The sequence below is a fragment of the Haliea atlantica genome (assembly GCF_054779855.1).
The window spans coordinates 531,981-550,040 of sequence record NZ_BAAGXL010000003.1 but is presented as its reverse complement, the minus strand read 5'-3'; the positions used below and the strand labels follow the sequence as shown (position 1 = coordinate 550,040).

The following is an 18,060-nucleotide window of genomic DNA, read 5'->3' as shown; positions in this document are numbered from 1 at the left end:
TTATCTGGTTTTCAATAGCCGACTTTCTTCAGAAGATGACTATATTGCAACTAGGGACTTGTTACAGCATGTAGAAAGTTGTGGGTTTAGGGGCGTTTCAGAGCACGCTATTAGATCACAGATCGTAGCCAAGTTAAGGGATAAGGAGGTAATAATAGCTAGCTGCAATCGTGGGTACAAAATTCCAAGCAGCTATTCAGATCTCCATGACTTCGTGGAGCGCGTAAATAGTTTAGTTCTTCCTTTGCTGGAGCGTCTTAACAAAGCCAGGAATAGCTACAATGTTGCTAGTAAAGGTAATGTAGATCTGCTTAAAGGGCCTGAGTATCCTGAGCTGGTTGAATTTCTACACATACTCAACAAATAATTTAACAAACCGCTCCAGTCTGACGGCTGGTGCTACGCGCCTTTTGTGTTACTCGCATGCGCTCGAACATTAACAAAAAATACGCTCCGTACCATCCGCAGCTGAGCGGGGCGTTAGATGCCAAGGGAAGGGTTGCGATAGTCTGGTTGCTATTGGTAGCGCTGCTGAAAACCTGTCGGTTTCAGAATTTCTTTGTTCGATCGACCGACTAAAGTATTGCTGGAGGATGAGGATGATAGAACAACTATTATGGGTGGCCTGTGGGTTTTCTTTTCTCGCGGCAATCTTTGCGTTTATTGCGATGCTAAAGGGCGGTCGGTCGGCTGGAGAAGAAAGACAGGATGTGCAGGGCGAATTACGTGCTGGGCGCGAAGAAGCTCAAAATTCGGCTAAGGCGCTGCGAGAAGAGATTTCCGGCCATTTTCAGTCGGTCACCAATTCGTTGACAAGTACGCTCACATCCATGGGCAACGTGCAGCTTGAACGATTGGGAGGAATGACCGAGCAGCTGAAGGGGTTTGAGACATCAAACCGGGAATCACTGGAAAACGTCCGGATCACCTTCGATGGCAAGGTGAAGGAGCTTCAAGATGGAAACGAAAAAAAAATTGGAGAAATGCGTACGACCCTGACGGAAGGTATTCGGGAGGTTGGAACGAAATTTACGGAGTCCGCAACCCAGCTAGGTAAAGCGCAAAAAGAACAGCTCGAGGGCATGTCAGGTCAGTTGCGACAAATGAACGATGCAAATCAAGCATCAATTGACCGAGTTCGGAAAACTCTGGATGAGCGTGTTGGGCAGTTACAAGAAGGAAACGAGAAGAAGTTCACTGAAATTCGCGGCGCGATGGCGGATGGCCTCAAGATGGCGGGAGAAACTATCGTCAAAGCCACTGACGGAATGGCCAAGGCGCAACAAGAGAAGTTGGATGGTGTGGCCACACAGCTCAAAGAGCTAAATACAAACAACCAAGGCGCGATTGAGCGTGTACGCACTACGCTCGACGCAAGGGTTAAGGAGCTTCAAACCAACAACGAGAAGAAGCTGGACGAAATGCGAAAGACCGTGGACGAGAAGCTCCACGACACTTTGGAAAAGCGTTTGGGCGAATCCTTCAAACTTGTAAGTGATCGCCTTGAGGCTGTTCACAAGGGTTTGGGTGAAATGCAAAACCTCGCCAGTGGCGTGGGCGATCTAAAGCGGGTGCTTACGAATGTGAAAGCGAGAGGCACTTGGGCCGAGGTTCAACTCGGAGCTATCCTTGATCAAATTTTAACGCCAGATCAATACGATAAAAATGTATGTGTAAAGCCTGATACCATGGAGCGTGTTGAGTTTGCGGTTAGATTGCCCGGACCAAAGGACGACCCCAACAGTGTCGTTCACCTACCGATAGATTCCAAGTTCCCGCAGGAAGATTATGCACGATTGCAAGATGCTGCTGACAAAGCAGACCCGATTGCGGTTCAGGCGGCAACGGACGCTTTAATGCGTACTGTAAAAGCATCGGCGAAGGAAATACACGACAAGTACATCAACCCCCCAGCAACTACTGACTTCGGGATATTATTTCTCCCCACCGAAGGCTTGTATGCCGAAGTCTTGCGCCAACCTGCCATGGTTGAAGAGCTGCAACAGAACTTCAGAATTGTCGTGGCTGGGCCAACAAACCTGGTGGCAATTTTGAGCAGTTTGAGGGTCGGATTCCAAACACTCGCAATCGAACAGCGCGCATCAGAAGTCTGGCGTGTGCTTGCTGCGGTCAAGACTGAATTTGGGAAGTTCGGGGATGTCTTAGCCAAGGTCAAAAAGCAGTTGAATACGGCATCGAAAACAATTGACCAGACTTCGGTTCGCACACGCGCAATGGAGCGGAAACTACGTTCGGTTGAACAGCTTCCAGGTGCTGAATCACTAGGAACCTTGGCTTTGACAGACTTGGACGCCGGTAGCGACGACCTGGCGGAAATAGAGCAATTCAAGGATGATGTGGAGCAGGTGGCCATTTCCGACAGTTAATCTTAGGTCAGTGCAGTTGGCATCTTACAAATCGCTGCAGGTAACGTTTGACCCGCCACCCACTTTTTGTGCCGTAAAAGCCGGCGTCGCCTCAAACGCACCTGAGCCAAGGCGTTAACTAGAAGAAGGGAATCTCAGTTGAACTACGAACTTTCAGATCAAATCAAACTTGTTCTGTCTGATGGAGGTACAGTGTGGCCTACCACCATGAACGGGAGCTTTAGGCTGGTCACCGCAAAGGAAGGCCATAACGTCCTTGGGGAAGGCGAGCAGCCCGTAACCGAAGATGCCATGATCGATGGAGTATTGAATAAGGGCTATGCCTCCCGTTGGCGTTCTCGAATCAACGAAAAGAGAAAAATCGCAAGCCACTTTTCAATCGCAAGCCGCTCTGTCAGAGAAGTCCATGCAAAAGTCGGTGGTGTTTGGGTGCAATTTAAGTGAACACGCCAAAACTAGTTAACAAGGCCATTAAGTCTGTTCCGGGCCTGTGGCTCTCAGCCAGACCGCTTTCAGCCGCCGCTTACGGCTGGTGTTAGGCGCATGAGGACCATCTTGAGCGCTTAAGGAGAGCTATGCTGACCACACCCATATTCCGACCGTGGCGGCCGATCTGGGACACCCAGCTCGTGGACGCGACGCGGCGGCTCGATGAACTTTCAGAGGAACGACAGAAAGGGTGCCACGTGCCTCCGCCGGTACAAGACTGGTCCGATGTCCAGCGCGTACTTCTCGCAGGACATTTGGCAAAAGGGCGGGTATCCTCTGTCAGGTTTATCCAGGAGAAAATCGAACCCCTTCTCAGAGCGTGTGTGTGGCCCCGCTGGCTACTTCTCGAGGCAGCGCTCGACCAATCCGCGAACTCGGGCGATCTTCACCTGAGCGCACTCATCCTACGAAGTCAGATAGAGGAACTTGATGTCCTTCGGGCGGCCGCCACAGTCCTGTCGCCTCGGGAAGAAGGTTGTTTGGACGGTGATGCCATGGCCGATGCCATTGTCACTCTGATGTATCGAGTCCTACCAAGGCTTCAAACTAAAACAGAGGGGCAGCTGATCGAGCAGGCCTCTGATGCGGCATTGGCTTCTACACGTCCCGAATCTCTCCAGCGGGCCTTCGCCCGGCTCAGCGAATACGTCCATCCGAACTACGGTAGTCACGTCCTGTCCGTGCGCCCTCACGGCATTGAGGCCGCCAAGGTTCTCGTCGAGGCCTTCACGGCAATCTACGAGACGTTCCTTGCTCTTCCGTGGGCAAAAGATGGCCATGATAGTCGCGAAGACTTCACAAAGGCGGACCAGACAAGTTTGGGAGATCCGTACCTTATTCTGGCCGACGAGACGATCTCGTCGCTGAAGCAAGCGTTCTTAGCACTGGGGAAGAAGGAATGGGACGATGCCGTCGAGTGTTTCCGTCACCGTGCCGCCTGCGGGAGCAATTGGGGCGCACTAGAGGACTTACCGACTGATGTCGAAGCAATCCGCGCTTTGAGGGAGAACTCGGTCCCTTTAGATTCTTGGCCGGAGGCTCTCAAAACAGTTGCCGGGCAAAACAGGTATGCGTTCCTCGTCGCGCAAGAACACCGACTTGCTCAAGATGCCGCGCACCTGATTGCCGGAACCATCCCGTCCGACGACAACGGACGGCTTTCGGTCTTGGTTTCCGGCTTAAATTTCGCGATCAACGTGACTGAGCACAAATTGGATTCTCTGGCATGTCAGGCAGCACGATTGATCAACACGGAGAACGTGCTCGGCGCGGCTCTCGCCATCCGGTCAATGCTTGAACATCATGCCGTAGTGATCGAGATGGGAGAAAAGTTGCGAGCAGTTTGGGAACGGGCGGAGAAGAAGGCTCCGAACGCGCCTGAGGTCGCCAAGGCGTTCGCGGAGGCGGAAAAGCAGATCGCTCGTGTACTCGCAGGCAGTTCGCAACCATCCGAGGTATCGTCATCCTGGAGAACCCTATGGCAAGAAACCGTTCGGAAGCCCTACAATGTTCTCGGACCCCTCAAGGCCTTGGATGACGCACAGCCCGGATTCCTGAAAACCTATGGACTCCTTTCGCACATCGTGCACGGAACTGTGGGTACGGGAGGCGACCTCCTGGGAGCAGGCGGTGAAGGTTGGAAATTTGGTCACAGGCCACTTGCCGCACAGTTGACCCTCTTCCTCGCGAATGTCTGCGAATTCGATGCGATGCTAGATCGTAATACTGCATCGATGACCATCGCACACAGACTTGATGTTGTACGACGTGCAAGTGAACCCGCAGAACGCATCAAACAGATGCGGCTGCTCAAAGGGTCGAAGCTGAAGCCCGGGCGGGACCTCTTTGGTTCTGGAACCCGAGACGATCCGTACCGCTTCCGTAATGGACTTCTCTATCACGACGCCTATTACCACTACTTGAACCAGGAAAGGATTGAGGTGCGCGAACGCAGGCTGGAACAGTTTCCAGACGGGTTCGGTGACCGGGTGGAAACCAAAGACGGTCGCGTGCTGTGCTTCCTGAACAACAAGATGAGTTTGGAGTGATTCCACCAGGCGAGTGCGGTATGTGTACCAGAATGGCGAATCACGTGTCGGCGGGCGCGTGTCTGCGCCTAAAAACCGGTTGCAGCGGACGGTCCGCTGCGCGCCCCGTCGCTGAACCGGGGCGTTGAGCAATTCCAGGGGGGCATGAATGAAAATGACGGTGTTACAAATATCCAAATAGCTTCAGTGACGCGTCTATGAGTCAGCCCTACACAACCCTGGCAGCCTTCATCTTCACGCTAGCCGTGGCGCCCCAGCCCGCCGCCCAAACCTGCTTGGAAAGAGCCATCACCCTGGCGCAGCCCATATTCCCCAGGGTCTTCTGCGGCTCTAGATCAATCGAGGATGTACAACCCTGCTTCAACGTCCGCCTGTCTTTCGACCTCTCCGCAGACGGTAAGGTCACCCAAGTAGCCCCCGTCGAGATTCAGGCAGGTTGCCACTCTTTCATCTCATCAGTCAGCCGGGCATTGCTCAACTCCAGGTTTGCACCCGGCCAGGACGAGACGTCCTGCACCTATGACTATGTATTTTTTCTCGAACCCTAGCACACTCACACACCCGAGATCGCTGGCAGATCTGCTGCTGCATTTCTTCAACCACCAGACCCATCACCGTGGCCAGGTCTCGACCCTGCTCGCCCAGGCGGGTATTGCCGTCGGCGTGACCGACCTGTTGGCCCTAATACCGGAGGAAAATGACTCATGACCCAACATTCGGGCTCCTGCCTGTGTGGCGCTGTGTGCTTTCACCTGGAGGGCGCCTTTGACGCCTTTTTCCTGTGCCACTGCCAGCATTGCCAGAAAGACACCGGTTCTGCCCATGCGGCCAATCTCTTTTCCCAGTCTGCAAGCCTGACCTGGCGTTCGGGGGAGGATGCCGTGACAACCTTCACCCTCCCGGGTACGCGGCACAGCAAGAGCTTCTGCAAGCACTGTGGCTCGGCCCTGCCGGGCGTCCAGCCGGCGGGCGTCGTGGTCCCGGCGGGGTGCCTGGATACGGCCGTTAACATGGCACCCACCGCGCACATCTTCACTGCGAGCAAGGCGGCCTGGGATGGCGAGTTCCCGGATACCCCCAGGTTCGCCGGGCTGCCAGAGTGAGCAGGACGGCCCTCCGGGCGGTATAAGCCCCTCGCCAGCCGAGACTAGGCCACCAGCGGATACAGGGAGCCCAGCAGCAAGACGGCCATGCTGCGGTTGAACCAGAGCAGCCGCTGGTCCTCGCGTATCCACTGTTGCAGCAGCTGGCCGGCGGCGTTCCAGAAAAACAGCAGGGGCGTGCCCACCACCAGGAAGGCCAGGGAGGCCCGGGCGGTGCTCTCCAGCATCTGGGCCGGGTCCGTGTAGGTGGCGACCAGGACGGTGGTGATCAGCCAGGCCTTCGGGTTGACCCACTGGAACAGGGTGGCCTGCCAGAAGCTCATCGGGTGCGCCGCGCGTGCGTCTGGGCCGTCTTCGCCCCTCGCACCGTCTTGCGGCTCGGGGCGGCTCGCCACCAGCAGCCAGGCCATGTAGCACAGGAACAGGGCGCTCAGCACCTGCATCACGGTGTTGGCGGCCGGGTGCAGTGCCATCAACTGGCCCAGGCCGAGGGCGGCGACCATCAGCAGGATCTGGCAGCCAAAGGCCACGCCGCTCAGGTGGGGCAGGGAGCGCTGCACACCGAAGTTCACCCCCGACGCCATCAGCATCAGGTTGTTGGGTCCGGGGGTGCCGACCATGACCAGTACGAAGCCGGCGAGGGATAACCATTGTTCCAGGGGCATGACGGGGTCTCCTTGTCTTTCACCCCATGCTAGAGTCAGAATGGCGAGCAATACAGATCCAGAAAAACGAAAATGAACCGGTACAGAAGGCGTTTGAGTAAACTGTGCCGGTGCCTATGGCGGCATCTGTACCGCTGTCGCTGGCGCCGGCCGGTTAGGCTGTCGCCGGTGAGGGCAGCCGCGCGGGTGGCGTGAGAGGAGGGGAGGCGGCCATGTTGTACCAAACACTCGCGGATCGACTGCAGGCCTTGATCAGCGAGGGCGTGTACCCGGTGGGCAGTGCCCTGCCGGGGGTGCGGCGCCTGAGCGGCAGCCACGGCGTGAGCGTGTCTACCGTGGTCAGCGCCGCGCGGGAGCTGGAGCGCCGGGGCATCCTCGAGGCGCGCCCGCGTTCCGGCTATTACGTGTTGCCGCCGGTGGCCCAGCGGGCCATGCCCCGGGCGCGCCCGCGCAGCCGCCGGCCGCAGCCGGTGACCGGGCAGGAGCAGCTGCTGCAGATCATCCAGTCGGTGCAGGACCCGGCCATCGTCAACTTCGGCACCGCGGTGCCGGACCCGGACTACATGCCCGCCGCGGTAATCGAGAAGGCCTTTCGCAGGGTCTGGCGGGAGCAGCGCCGGCGCTGTATCGGCTACGCCTTTCCCCCCGGCACCCTCGAGTTGCGTACGCAGATCGCGCGTCAGCTGGCGGGCTTGCAGTGTGCGGTGGGCCCCGACCAGGTGCTGATCACCAACAGCTGCCAGGAATCCATCGCCATCGCCCTCAAGCTGCTCACCCGCCCCGGGGATACCGTGCTGCTGGAGTCACCGACCTATTACGGCTTGCTGCAGGTGGTGGAGGCCCTCGGCCTCAAGGCCCTGGAGTTGCCCAGCGACCCCCTGGAGGGCATCTCCCTGGGCGCCCTGGAGCTGGCCCTCGAGCGCTGGCCCGTGGCGGCCTGTGTGCTGGTGCCGAATTTTTCCAACCCCCTGGGAGTCTGCCTGTCGGATGCGCGCAAGCAGGCGATACTGGAATTGCTGGCCCGCCACCGGGTGCCCCTGGTAGAGGACGACATCTATGGCGATCTGCCCTTCAGCGGCCCGCGCCCCCGGCCGATCAAGAGCTGGGATCGCGAGGGCCTGGTGTATTACTGCTCGTCCTCGTCAAAGACCCTGGCCGCCGGCCTGCGCGTGGGTTGGCTGGTCCCCGGCGCCGACCAGCACCGCGCGGAGTACCTGCAGTTCGTCAATACGGTCTGCGTGGGCACCCCCGCGCAGCTGGCCCTGGCCGAGGTGCTGGAGAAGGGCAGCTACGGGCGGATGATGCGCGAGGCCAGCGCCCGCCACGCCCACTCCGTGGCGCGCATGGTGGAACGCGTCAGCCAGCTGTTTCCCGCCGAGACCCGGGTGAGCCGTCCGGCGGGGGGCTTTGTCCTGTGGATCGAGCTGCCGGGCAAGGTCGATACCGGCCAGCTGATCGGGCCGGCGCTGGAGGCGGGGGTCAGTTTCGCGCCGGGGCACCTGTTCTCGGTGACCGGAAAGTTCAGCAACTGCCTGCGGCTCAATTGTGCGGTACGCTGGGACGCACGGGTCGAGCGCGCGTTGGAAGCGCTGGCGCGCCTTCTCAGGGTTTGAACAGGAGCTGGCCATGAGGCATACGGAAAAGCACCGAACCGATCGGATTGGCTGGCTTCGCGCTGCGGTGCTTGGGGCCAATGACGGCATTGTCTCCACCGCCAGTCTGATCCTGGGGGTGGCGGCCGCCGGTGCGGAGACCGAGGCGGTGCTGCTTGCGGGTGTGGCCGGCCTTGTCGCCGGCGCGATGTCGATGGCCGCCGGTGAATACGTGTCGGTCAGCTCCCAGTCGGATACGGAGAAAGCCGACCTCGCCAAAGAGCGGAAGGAGCTGGCACGCGCGCCGGTGCAAGAGCATGCGGAGCTGGCGGAGATCTACGTCGGTCGGGGCCTGGAACCCGCGCTGGCCAATCAAGTCGCCGCGCAACTCATGGACCACGACGCGCTTGCGGCGCATGCGCGCGATGAGCTGGGTATTTCCGAGGTGTCGACCGCGCGCCCGATTCAGGCTGCCTTTGCGTCGGCCGCGACCTTCTCGGTGGGCGCGGCGCTGCCGCTGCTCGTGGTCCTGTTGTTCCCGGCTTCTGCACTGATGTGGGCCATCCCCGGCAGCTGCCTGTTTTTCCTTGCCTTGCTGGGTGCACTGGCCGCCCAAGCGGGCGGCGCGCCTGTGCTGATTGCGGCCGGTCGGGTGACCTTTTGGGGTGCCCTGGCCATGGCCCTGACCGCTGGCGCTGGCGCATTGTTCGGGGTTGCCATTTGATGGCTTGTTACAAGGAGGTAAGCCGGTGATCGCAAGCGCCGTGATCTTTGACATGGACGGTCTCTTGATTGATTCCGAACCTTTCTGGGCGGAAGCGGAGAAAACGGTCTTTTCTGCCCTGGGGGTGGAGTTGTCCCAGGACATGTGCCGACAGACGGCATCCATGACCACCCGCGAGGTGACCGCGTTCTGGTACCGGCGATTCCCGTGGACGGGCCGCTCGCTTGAGGCGGTGGAAAACGATGTGATTGACTGCGTCGACGCCCTGATCCGGCAGCACGGTGCGCCCCTGCCGGGTGTGCCGGAGGTCGTCGACCACTTCCACGGCCGCAATTGCCGGGTGGGGCTGTCGACGAATGCCCCGCACCGCCTGATCGCCACGGTGCTGGAGACCCTCGATATCGCGCCGTTCTTTCACGAAACCTCGTCATCGGAGCATGTCGAACGCGGCAAGCCGGACCCGGCGGTCTATCTCTCCACGCTGCAAAAGCTGGATGTCGCCCCGGCCCAGTGCCTCGCCTTCGAGGACTCGGTCTCCGGCATGCGCGCGGCCCGGGCGGCGGGTTTGCGAACTGTCGTGGTGCCACCGGCGCATGACTTTGACAACCCGGAGTACGCACTGGCCGACGGCAAGTGGCGTTCCCTGCTGGCGTTCTCGGAGCAACTGTAAAGGGCTGCGCACATTCGCAGCGTCCTGTTCAATCGAAAAAGAAAACCCCGCTCTGTGGCGGGGTTTATTCAGTGTGCAAAAGCAATGTCTTTACTTTCTGCGGCGATAATACAGCGCCAGGAAGCTGATCATGCCTGAGAGGATGCCCAGACTCCAAAAACTCATGGCCGGTACCGGTTCGGGTTCCACAGCTTGCTGGGCGGTGACTGTGATAATGACTTCACCATCCCCTACTCGTAACCCGGAGGTGGTAGAGCCACTCAATACGCCACCGATGTAGGAGGAGCCACCGCCCCCACCGCCGCCGAAGTCACCGGAGCCAGGGGCGCCGCCGCCATACCACCCACCGCCGCCGCCGCCGGACTCTAACCCTCTCACGTCGTAGGTGCCGCCGCCATTGAAGGCACCAAAGGTAGCACGATAATCCCACGGGTCTTGTCCGTTATAGAACTCAACGTCAGTGCAAGTGTCACCCCTGCCGAAATAACGCGCATCTCCGCCGTATCCAAAAGCACCCTCCATGGCTCCCAGGCAATTCTCATCACCTTCATCTCCCACGTCGAAGCCGCCACCGCTAATTTGCGTGGCGCCAAGACCAAACTGGGTTCCCTGGGAATCGTCATTCCAACTGCCGTCGGTGCCGGTGTCACCGCCACCCGCACCACCTATACCGACTCCTCCGCCTGCAGAGCCGGAGCCGCCCCCGCCTGCTCCAACGATGAGTCGACTGTTGAGGCTCGTGGGATCGTACCAATTGCCTCCCACGGTTCTGACGTCTGAAGCGCCCCCGCCGGAGCCCTCATCATCGCCACTTGTCTGACCTTGCTGGCCTACATAGATGTACAACTGCTGACCGGGTGTCACATCCAGTAAACCCGTGGCATATCCGCCAGCGCCGCCGGAGCTACCTCCACCGGAGGCACCCCAAGCTTCAATCTGAATTTGGCTGACACCGGCAGGGACAGTGTATGTTTGGGGAGAGCCGGTATACGAAAATGTCTGAGCGTGCGCTTGTAAGCTTGTCAGTGTCATTGCGATGACACATAAAGCCGATGATATTCGGTAGTTCACCAGATCCCCCACATACGATGATTGTTAGATGAACTTGACTATATCCACAATATTCAATCAAGTCTAATTGCAGGTTGCTGGACGAGTCGACCAGCAAGACAGGGGATGTCGATAGTGGCCTTTTGGGGTGCCATGGCCATGACCGCTGGCGTCCTCGCAGCAGTTGTGAACGGCTGCGCACTTTCGCAGCCCTTGCTTTGAGGGGGCGAGGCGGCGTGATATAAGCGAGGCAAGCGGCAGTGCGGCGTCTGATGCTCCGGGGGATGGGCACCGCGTTGCGGGTATGTCATCTGCGCCTGCCCATTTTGGCATCACACTGAGGTGCAGCATGAGTCTGAGGGGCATGAAGCGGATACGGGCCCTGCCACTTGCCGGGCTTTGCCTGACCGGCCTTGCGCTGTCGGGGCAGGCCAGCACCCTGACAACGGCGAACTATCAAATTGAAGTGACCGACCTCTGTGCCGAGGGCAACGTGACTTGCGACAGGGTGAAGTACGAGGGCCCCTCCGTCGACACCGGCAGGAAGACCGTCCTCACGGGCTCCACCCTGCACGGTCTGTGCGCCGATGGTGTGACGCCCTGTCGCTTTCAGGGCTATGTATTTCGCGATGGCTCGGTGATCTATCGCGTGTTTGCCTCCGGCCTGTTTCAGGTGGTCGCCGAGGATGCCGAGATACTGATCGAAGAGAGCGGAAGTTGGGGCTGGTGACTTGAACCTCCACACCATTGTCCCCTGGGGCCGCTCCTTCGAGGAGTACTGCGCCATGTTCGATCTGAACGCAGCGGACCTGCACAAATCCATTCTCGGTTGCGGTGACGGCCCCGCCAGCTTCAATGCGGTCCTCACGCGGCAGGGCGGGGCGGTGGCCTCGGTCGACCCGGTTTACCAGTTCAGTGCCGAGCAGCTGCGCGACCGCATCCATGCGGTCTACCCCGAGGTCATGGGGCAGATGGCGCAGCATGTGTCGGACTATGTCTGGGAGAGCATCCCCAACCTCGAAGCCCTGGGCGCCACGCGCATGGCCGCGATGGAGGACTTTTTGCGCGACTATGACGCCGGACGGTCAGCCGGCCGCTACCTCTGTGCCTCGCTGCCGGCCCTGCCCTTTGCCGATCGGCAGTTCGAGCTGGCGCTGGTGTCGCATTTCCTTTTTCTCTACAGCGACCACCTGAACCGGCAGCAGCATGTCGACGGCCTGCGGGAACTCTGCCGGGTGGCGGAGGAAGTGCGGGTCTACCCGCTGCTGTCCCTGGACGGCGCTCCCTCGCCCCATCTGCCTGCCGTGCGCCAGGCGCTCGCAGACCGGGGGCTGGAAACCGCGCTGCAGCGGGTCACCTACCAGTTTCAGAAAGGCGCGACCGAGATGCTGGTGATTCGCGCCAGGCAGTGAGCCAGGTCGCAATCGCTACGCTAGCTGCCCACTGATTATTCCGATACCGGCCCCGACGAGGCCTGCGGCCACAGGAGGCTGCTGGCTACTGCTTTTTCCCGTCGGTATCCGGCAACTCGCGCAACTCCCAGCCTTGTGCCAGTGCCTCGCCCTGCAAGTCCGCCAGTGCCGCGACAGGCAGGTCCACGGGCAATTCCACGCCCGTCGAGTAAAGCGCCTCGCCGAGGAGTGCATCCTGCCCGGTCAGCCAGTGGCGCAGGTAGTGCTCCTGGGCGAAGTCGCAGGCTACGCGACAGTGGATGCGGGGCACACGCTGTTCGACGGGCAGTGCGTCGATGGCCTGTTGCGCCGCCGCCGAGTAGGCGCGCACCAGGCCCCCCGCACCCAGTTTGATGCCGCCAAAATAGCGGATCACCACGACCACGAGATCGCCAATGCCGCTGTGCTGCAGGACATTCAGGATGGGTTTGCCGGCGGTGCCGGAGGGTTCGCCGTCATCCGACATCGCCAGGCTGCCGGGCTGCTGCGGGTTGCCCAGCAGATAGGCCCAGCAATGATGGCGGGCATCGGGATAGTCGCGGCGGGCCTGTTCCAGCACCGCCATCGCGGCACTGCGATCGGGGGCTATCGCGGCGCGGGTGATAAAGCGACTCTTTTTGACTTCCAGCTCGGTTTCGACGCTTTCGGAAGGAATCGGGTAAGCCATGCGGATGCAGAGGTATAAGCCAGGGCCCGATACTACCGGTTGCCAGCCAGTGGGGCTATAGTCGAAGTCGCAGCGTAGCGCCGCGCAATAATACCAACACTATCTAACGAGGCTCAGGATGAATTTGAGGGGTATCAATCGCATTATCGTGGCCGTTCACGATCTGGAGAAATCGAAGCGCTATTACTCCGAGCTTCTCGGGGCGACCTTCCACAGCGCCGACTGGACGGGTGAGAATTACGGCATCAATGTGGCCATCAGCTGGGATGCCGGCATCGAGCTGTGCGCACCCATGAAGGGGCGCGAGAACGACAGTGTGGTGTCCCCCTACCTCAAGCACAAGGGGGAGGGCGTCATGAATGTGGTGTTCAATTACAACAGTGCTGCGGATGCACTGGAGCGGGCCAGGGCGACCGGTGTCGAGTGTTCACACTCCCTGGACTTTACCCAGGAGGAAATCGACGCGCACCTGGACGCCCTGTTCTGCAAGTATGAAGAGCACGTGCTCAACACGGCCCCTGAGTGTGGCTTTTCGATCACACTGGCGCAGATTACCGGCAAGTAGCTTTGGCAATTGACGGGGCGGCCGCGATACTGGTCGTCCTGATTCGGCAGGGAGGATAGCCTTCGTGAACAGCATTTCCACGCCAGACCTCTGTGATGCCTACCCGGATGCGGTCAGCGTGCTCGAGCCGATGATGATCAACTTCGGCGGGCGCGCCAGTTTCGGCGGCGAGATCGTCACCATCAAGTGCCACGAGGACAACTCTCTGGTCAAGGAACAGGCCGCGCTGCCGGGGCAGGGCCGGGTGATGGTGGTGGACGGCGGTGGCTCCCTGCGCCGGGCACTGCTGGGTGACATGATCGCCGCCAATGCCGTCGACAACGGCTGGGCGGGCCTGGTCATCTACGGTTGCGTGCGCGACGTGGATGCCCTGGCCGAGCTGGATCTGGGCGTGCAGGCCCTGGCCAGTATTCCGCTGAAAACCGACAAGTGCGGCATCGGTGACCTCAATGTGCCGGTCACCTTCGGTGGTGTGACCTTTGTGCCGGGGCACTACCTGTATGCGGATAACGATGGTGTCCTGGTGGCGCCAAGGGAGCTAGCGATATAAATACGGGTTCTTTTTGTAGGCACGACACCAGCTGATGTTCAAAAGGTCCAGCAGTGGTGGCTGGCGTCGGAACATTTCCGGCAAGGAGCGTTCGACCTGATGAAGCGAGCAGTATTGGCCGTATGCCTGTTGTCATGTTTCTCCTGGCGAGTACATGGCGACTACCCGGTTTCGGATGACCACTTTCCCGTACTGCGAGTCCATGCCGAGTACCCCGATTCCGCCTTGAAGGCGGGTATCGATGGAAAGTGCATGGTGAGGTTTGCCATTGATGGCGGGGGGCGCGTGAATCAGCTCAGCGAGCTGACATGCAAGCCGGAGGGTTACTTTGAACAGGCGGTAGAAATGGCCATCACGCAGTTTGTCTATCAGCCATTTATTCACCGGCAGCATGAGCCAGACAGCCAGCCGCTTCCCGTCAGGGGCATGCTTGAACAGTTCTGGTTTTCCCCTGCTGAATTCAGGGAGCGCAGTTATCGCCCGAAGGATCATCCCCACAACCGCGTCAGATGCTCGGTCGAGACCCTGGACTGTACAGCGTCTCAGGTTACCCGCGAAGATGAGCCGAAACCGCCGCCCAGTATTGTCAATGAGATCCGATGAACCCGCGGAAAACATTCTTGTGGCCGTGTATCACCCGAGCCGACATCACCCACGGAGATCACCTTGAACAACCTTTTCGCCAGCCTCAACACGCCCACCCGGGGTGAGCGCTTCGACACGCTCCTCGCCCACCGCAACCTGGTGATCGAGCGCATTGTCAGTTCCGCCGATATCGAGCCGGTGGACTACGTGCAGGAACAGGACGAGTGGGTGCTTCTGCTCCGCGGTGGGGCCGTGATGCAGGTGGCCGGCGAAACGGTGACCCTGGGAGAGGGCGACTACCGTTTCCTGCCTGCCGGCACCGTTCACCGGGTGCTGCGCTGCGAGGCCGGAACCCTGTGGCTGGCGATACACCTCCACCCGGATGCAGGCGCGGCCGAGGCGGCGACACAGGCGTGAATAAGCGGAAATCCTCTTTCGCTATTGAGAATCATTATCGAATACAATAAGATTCGCGGCCATTGAGCGGCCGGATGGCCGTCGCGCTTCGATAATGTTCTATAAGGGGGTTCTCCATGCACCGCAGCCGTCCGTCTGTGTCACTCTCGCTGCTCGCCTGCGGCGTGTTTGCCGCGTCGTCTTTGCAGGCCCAGGGCCTGGTCGAGGAGGTGGTGGTCACCTCCACCCGGGTCGACAAGCCCCTCAGTACCATCCCCAATACGGTGACGGTGATCGACGAGACCGAGCTGCGCCAGCAGCTGGCGGTGCAGAATGACTTGTCCACGGTGCTGGGCAACCTGATCCCCAGCTTTTCCCCCAGCCGCCAGAAGATGACCAACGCGGGGGAGAGCCTGCGCGGCCGCAAGCCCCTGTACATGATCGACGGGGTGCCCCAGTCCAACCCGCTGCGCAGCGGCGGTCGCGATGGCCACACCATCGACCCGATCCTGCTGGAGCGGGTGGAGGTGCTGCACGGCGCCAACGCCATCCACGGCCTCGGGGCCTCCGGCGGCATCATCAACCTGATTACCCGCAAGCCCTCGGAGGAGCTGACCCAGAGCCTGCGGGTGGATACCTCGTTCCAGGAAGAGGACCCGGGCGAGAGCGCGGACTATGGGGTGAGCTACAGTCTGTCCAACAGCTTCGGCGCGGCGGATGTGCTGGCCAGCGTGAGCTGGCGGGAGAGCGGCATTGCCTACGACGCCAACGGCGAGGTGATCGGCGCCGACAACACCCAGGGCGACAGCATGGACTCGCAGTCCTTCGACGCCTTTCTCAAGGCCGGCTACAACTGGGAAAACCAGCGCCTGGAGCTGATGGCCAACCGCTACGATATCGAGGGCAACAACGACTGGATCTCGGTGCCGGGGGATGTCGAGGCGGGCATTCCCAGCGGCGCGGTGAAGGGCGATATTTCCGGCGAGGGCGCGCGCAACAAGGTCACCACCCTCAGCCTCAACTACACCCACGAGGCGGTGCTCGGGCACCAGCTGCGGGTGCAGGCCTTCAGCCAGGATTTCGCCGCCACCTACGGTGCCGAGGCCAACCCGATTCGCACCTTCCAGGACCCGGCCTACGGCCCGGATCTACTGGACCAGTCCCAGAACAACTCCGAGAAGCGCGGGGTGAAGGTGACCCTGGCGCGCGACAGCGTCGCCGGCCTGCCCCTGAGCCTGGTCTATGGGGTCGATGTGTTGGAAGACGAAACCTGGCAGGCGCTGATCCAGACCGGCCGCACCTGGGTACCGGAGACCCTGTACCAGAACGTCGCGCCCTACCTGCAGGCGGAGTACACCGGCGTCGAGCGGCTGACCCTGACCACCGGGCTGCGTTACGAGAAGTCGCGCCTGGAGGTGGACGACTTCACCACCCTGGCGTCCTACGGCAGCCAGTTCGTCCGCGGTGGCGAGCCGGAGTTCTCCGAGACCCTCTTCAACTTCGGCGGCACCTTCCAGGCCACCGAGCAGTGGCGGGTGTTTGCCAACTACGCCGAGGCCTTTTCCATGCCCGACGTCGGGCGGGTGCTGCGCGGCATCAACGTGCCCGGGCAGAGCGTGGAGAGCTTTCTCGACCTGAAGCCGATTCTCACCGAGAACACCGAGCTCGGCCTGGAATACAGCGGCGAGCGGCTCAGTGCCCAGCTCAGCTACTACGAGTCCGACTCGGACTTTGGCCAGCGCCTGCAGCGCGGCGACGACGGGATTTACACGGTGAAACGCGAGCAGACCGAGGTGGACGGCATCGAGTTTCGCGCCACCTGGGCGGTGACCGGGGCCGACCTGCTGGGGCTGCGCTTTGCCCAGACCGACGGTCGCTACGACTCCGACCAGGACGGCCGGGTGGATTCCGACCTCGACGGCAGCAACATCGCCCCGGACCGGGTCAACCTGAGCTGGGATCGTCGCTGGGGCGAGGCCGTCAGTACCCGCCTGCAGCTGAATCACCTGATGGATCGCGATTTCGACAACCGCGAGGGCACGCAAGTCGCCGGCTTCGACGGCTACACCACGCTGGACCTGAGTGCCGACCTGCAGGCCCTGGGCGGTACCTTTACCCTGGCGGTGCAGAACCTGACCGACCGCGACTACTTCACCTACTACTCCCAGGTGAACGCCAACGACGTGCGCAATTTCAAGGGTGTCGGCCGCTCCTTCAGCCTGGCCTACCAGCGCCGCTTCTGAGTTTTCCCTCCGTCCATGGGACGTTGTGCCGCCACCTCCGGGTGGCGGCTTTTTTTTGCTCAGCCGATACGGGTGCCGCCGCCGTCCACCATCAGGGTTTGGCCGGTGACATAGGCGGCGGCATCGCTGGCGAGGAAGACCGCGGCGGCGCCGATATCCTGTTCGCAGTCCCCGATGCGCCGCAGGGGAACCTTGGACAGCTGGCTCTCGTAGGCCTCGGGGAAGTGTTCCGCCCAGGCTTTCACCCCCGGGGAGTTGGCGAAGGGGCAGAGCACGTTGACCCGCACGCCCTCGGGGCCCCACTCGTGACAGGCGACCCGGGAGATGGCGCGGATGGCTTCCTTGGCGGCGGCGTAGGAGGCCTGGGTCGGCTGGGCGGCGTAGCCGGCACCGCTGCCGAAGTTGATGATCGAGCCCCGGGTCTTGACCAGGTGCGGCTGGGCCGCCTGCATCAGGATGAAGGTGGGCCAGAAGCCGGTATCGAAGGCGATATTGGCGTCCTCGCGGCTCTGCTCCATGAACATTTTCTGGCGCGAGGCCTGGGCGGCGTTGACCAGCACGTCCAGCTTGCCGAAGGCGGCCACGGCGGTGTCGACGATGCGCGGCAGTTCGGCGTGGTCGGCCAGGTCCATGGCCATGAACTGCACCGTGCCGAATTCGCGCAGCTCGGCTTCGGTGGCGCGACCCATCTCCTCGTCGCGGTCGACAATCAATACGCTGGCGCCGGCCTTGACGAAGGCCGCGGCGACGCCCTTGGCGACCCCGCCGGCGCCGCCGGTGACGATGGCGGCCTTGTTTTCGAGTGCTTGAGACATGGGTGCAGGTCCTCCTGGCTTGTGATGTTCCCTGAAGGTGTGAAACTCTAGGTCTTCGCG

General features: G+C 60.8%; 19 protein-coding genes. 15 read left to right on the top strand and 4 right to left on the bottom strand.

Annotated elements, in window-relative coordinates; genetic code table 11:
- Positions 1 to 599 precede the first annotated feature (599 nt).
- From ACYVGS_RS02555 to ACYVGS_RS02535, 5 genes are all read left to right on the top strand, one after another.
- A complete protein-coding gene (locus ACYVGS_RS02555; protein ID WP_460587063.1) occupies positions 600 to 2,387 on the top strand; it encodes a DNA recombination protein RmuC in 1,788 nt (595 codons plus the stop codon).
- A gap of 138 nt (positions 2,388 to 2,525) precedes the next feature.
- Positions 2,526 to 2,831 (top strand): hypothetical protein, encoded by a 306-nt coding sequence (locus tag ACYVGS_RS02550; protein ID WP_460587062.1) that lies wholly within the window; start codon positions 2,526 to 2,528, stop codon positions 2,829 to 2,831.
- A 539-nt stretch (positions 2,832 to 3,370) separates the two neighbouring features.
- Positions 3,371 to 4,924, top strand: coding sequence for a hypothetical protein (locus tag ACYVGS_RS02545; RefSeq protein ID WP_460587061.1), 1,554 nt, complete (start codon positions 3,371 to 3,373; stop codon positions 4,922 to 4,924).
- A 519-nt stretch (positions 4,925 to 5,443) separates the two neighbouring features.
- Positions 5,444 to 5,632, top strand: coding sequence for a DinB family protein (locus ACYVGS_RS02540; protein ID WP_460587060.1), 189 nt, complete (start codon positions 5,444 to 5,446; stop codon positions 5,630 to 5,632).
- Positions 5,629 to 6,027 (top strand): GFA family protein, encoded by a 399-nt coding sequence (locus ACYVGS_RS02535; protein ID WP_460587059.1) that lies wholly within the window; start codon positions 5,629 to 5,631, stop codon positions 6,025 to 6,027. Before ACYVGS_RS02540 ends, ACYVGS_RS02535 begins: the two co-directional genes overlap by 4 nt.
- A 44-nt stretch (positions 6,028 to 6,071) precedes the next feature.
- Here the strand turns inward: ACYVGS_RS02535 and ACYVGS_RS02530 are convergent, their stop codons facing one another.
- The gene (locus ACYVGS_RS02530) at positions 6,072 to 6,692 is read right to left on the bottom strand and encodes a LysE family translocator (RefSeq protein WP_460587058.1); all 621 of its coding nucleotides are present in this window, start codon (positions 6,690 to 6,692) and stop codon (positions 6,072 to 6,074) included.
- A 212-nt stretch (positions 6,693 to 6,904) separates the two neighbouring features.
- On the opposite strand from ACYVGS_RS02530, the gene ACYVGS_RS02525 reads away from it, so the two are divergent.
- The 3 genes from ACYVGS_RS02525 to hxpB are packed head-to-tail and all read left to right on the top strand — an operon-like array spanning position 6,905 to position 9,678.
- Positions 6,905 to 8,305 carry an aminotransferase-like domain-containing protein gene (locus tag ACYVGS_RS02525; protein ID WP_460587057.1) on the top strand — a complete coding sequence of 467 codons (1,401 nt, stop codon included), beginning with the start codon at positions 6,905 to 6,907 and terminating at the stop codon, positions 8,303 to 8,305.
- Positions 8,306 to 8,318: 13 nt separating this feature from the next.
- Positions 8,319 to 9,008, top strand: a complete 690-nt coding sequence (locus ACYVGS_RS02520) for a VIT1/CCC1 transporter family protein (RefSeq protein ID WP_460587056.1) — start codon at positions 8,319 to 8,321, stop codon at positions 9,006 to 9,008.
- A 25-nt stretch (positions 9,009 to 9,033) separates the two neighbouring features.
- Positions 9,034 to 9,678, top strand: coding sequence for an HAD family hydrolase (gene hxpB / locus ACYVGS_RS02515; RefSeq protein ID WP_460587055.1), 645 nt, complete (start codon positions 9,034 to 9,036; stop codon positions 9,676 to 9,678).
- 90 nt (positions 9,679 to 9,768) lie between these two features.
- On the opposite strand, the gene ACYVGS_RS02510 is transcribed toward hxpB, so the two are convergent.
- Positions 9,769 to 10,749 (bottom strand): glycine-rich protein, encoded by a 981-nt coding sequence (locus ACYVGS_RS02510; protein ID WP_460587054.1) that lies wholly within the window; start codon positions 10,747 to 10,749, stop codon positions 9,769 to 9,771.
- 343 nt (positions 10,750 to 11,092) lie between these two features.
- Between ACYVGS_RS02510 and ACYVGS_RS02505 the strand changes: the two genes are divergently transcribed.
- Entirely contained in the window at positions 11,093 to 11,458 is a 366-nt protein-coding gene (locus ACYVGS_RS02505) for a hypothetical protein (RefSeq protein ID WP_460587053.1), read from the top strand.
- Between the two features lie 55 nt (positions 11,459 to 11,513).
- Positions 11,514 to 12,140 carry an SAM-dependent methyltransferase gene (locus ACYVGS_RS02500; protein WP_460587052.1) on the top strand — a complete coding sequence of 209 codons (627 nt, stop codon included), beginning with the start codon at positions 11,514 to 11,516 and terminating at the stop codon, positions 12,138 to 12,140.
- A gap of 85 nt (positions 12,141 to 12,225) precedes the next feature.
- On the opposite strand, the gene ACYVGS_RS02495 is transcribed toward ACYVGS_RS02500, so the two are convergent.
- A complete protein-coding gene (locus tag ACYVGS_RS02495) occupies positions 12,226 to 12,846 on the bottom strand; it encodes an IMPACT family protein (protein WP_460587051.1) in 621 nt (206 codons plus the stop codon).
- A 118-nt stretch (positions 12,847 to 12,964) separates the two neighbouring features.
- On the opposite strand from ACYVGS_RS02495, the gene ACYVGS_RS02490 reads away from it, so the two are divergent.
- The 5 genes from ACYVGS_RS02490 (at position 12,965) to ACYVGS_RS02470 (ending at position 17,185) form a co-directional block, all read left to right on the top strand.
- A complete protein-coding gene (locus ACYVGS_RS02490; protein WP_460587050.1) occupies positions 12,965 to 13,411 on the top strand; it encodes a VOC family protein in 447 nt (148 codons plus the stop codon).
- A gap of 64 nt (positions 13,412 to 13,475) precedes the next feature.
- A complete protein-coding gene (gene rraA / locus ACYVGS_RS02485) occupies positions 13,476 to 13,961 on the top strand; it encodes an RraA family protein (RefSeq protein ID WP_460587049.1) in 486 nt (161 codons plus the stop codon).
- A gap of 99 nt (positions 13,962 to 14,060) precedes the next feature.
- Positions 14,061 to 14,564: an energy transducer TonB gene (locus ACYVGS_RS02480; protein ID WP_460587048.1), complete on the top strand. Its 504-nt coding sequence runs from the start codon at positions 14,061 to 14,063 to the stop codon at positions 14,562 to 14,564.
- A gap of 63 nt (positions 14,565 to 14,627) precedes the next feature.
- Complete coding sequence (locus tag ACYVGS_RS02475; protein WP_460587047.1) at positions 14,628 to 14,963, top strand: cupin domain-containing protein; 336 nt, start codon at positions 14,628 to 14,630, stop codon at positions 14,961 to 14,963.
- Positions 14,964 to 15,079: 116 nt separating this feature from the next.
- Complete coding sequence (locus tag ACYVGS_RS02470) at positions 15,080 to 17,185, top strand: TonB-dependent receptor (RefSeq protein ID WP_460587046.1); 2,106 nt, start codon at positions 15,080 to 15,082, stop codon at positions 17,183 to 17,185.
- Positions 17,186 to 17,244: 59 nt separating this feature from the next.
- Here ACYVGS_RS02470 and ACYVGS_RS02465 read toward each other — a convergent pair whose 3' ends face one another.
- Positions 17,245 to 18,000 carry an SDR family NAD(P)-dependent oxidoreductase gene (locus ACYVGS_RS02465; RefSeq protein ID WP_460587045.1) on the bottom strand — a complete coding sequence of 252 codons (756 nt, stop codon included), beginning with the start codon at positions 17,998 to 18,000 and terminating at the stop codon, positions 17,245 to 17,247.
- Positions 18,001 to 18,060 lie beyond the last annotated feature (60 nt).

Coding starts and splice junctions, on each gene's coding strand:
- ACYVGS_RS02555 (WP_460587063.1), top strand. CDS start 600: ATGATAGAACAACTATTATGGGTGGCCTGTGGGTTTTCTTTTCTCGCG.
- ACYVGS_RS02545 (WP_460587061.1), top strand. CDS start 3,371: ATGGCCGATGCCATTGTCACTCTGATGTATCGAGTCCTACCAAGGCTT.
- ACYVGS_RS02540 (WP_460587060.1), top strand. CDS start 5,444: ATGACTATGTATTTTTTCTCGAACCCTAGCACACTCACACACCCGAGA.
- ACYVGS_RS02535 (WP_460587059.1), top strand. CDS start 5,629: ATGACCCAACATTCGGGCTCCTGCCTGTGTGGCGCTGTGTGCTTTCAC.
- ACYVGS_RS02530 (WP_460587058.1), bottom strand. CDS start 6,692: ATGCCCCTGGAACAATGGTTATCCCTCGCCGGCTTCGTACTGGTCATG.
- ACYVGS_RS02525 (WP_460587057.1), top strand. CDS start 6,905: ATGTTGTACCAAACACTCGCGGATCGACTGCAGGCCTTGATCAGCGAG.
- ACYVGS_RS02520 (WP_460587056.1), top strand. CDS start 8,319: ATGAGGCATACGGAAAAGCACCGAACCGATCGGATTGGCTGGCTTCGC.
- ACYVGS_RS02505 (WP_460587053.1), top strand. CDS start 11,093: ATGAAGCGGATACGGGCCCTGCCACTTGCCGGGCTTTGCCTGACCGGC.
- ACYVGS_RS02500 (WP_460587052.1), top strand. CDS start 11,514: ATGTTCGATCTGAACGCAGCGGACCTGCACAAATCCATTCTCGGTTGC.
- ACYVGS_RS02495 (WP_460587051.1), bottom strand. CDS start 12,846: ATGGCTTACCCGATTCCTTCCGAAAGCGTCGAAACCGAGCTGGAAGTC.
- ACYVGS_RS02490 (WP_460587050.1), top strand. CDS start 12,965: ATGAATTTGAGGGGTATCAATCGCATTATCGTGGCCGTTCACGATCTG.
- ACYVGS_RS02480 (WP_460587048.1), top strand. CDS start 14,061: ATGAAGCGAGCAGTATTGGCCGTATGCCTGTTGTCATGTTTCTCCTGG.
- ACYVGS_RS02470 (WP_460587046.1), top strand. CDS start 15,080: ATGCACCGCAGCCGTCCGTCTGTGTCACTCTCGCTGCTCGCCTGCGGC.
- ACYVGS_RS02465 (WP_460587045.1), bottom strand. CDS start 18,000: ATGTCTCAAGCACTCGAAAACAAGGCCGCCATCGTCACCGGCGGCGCC.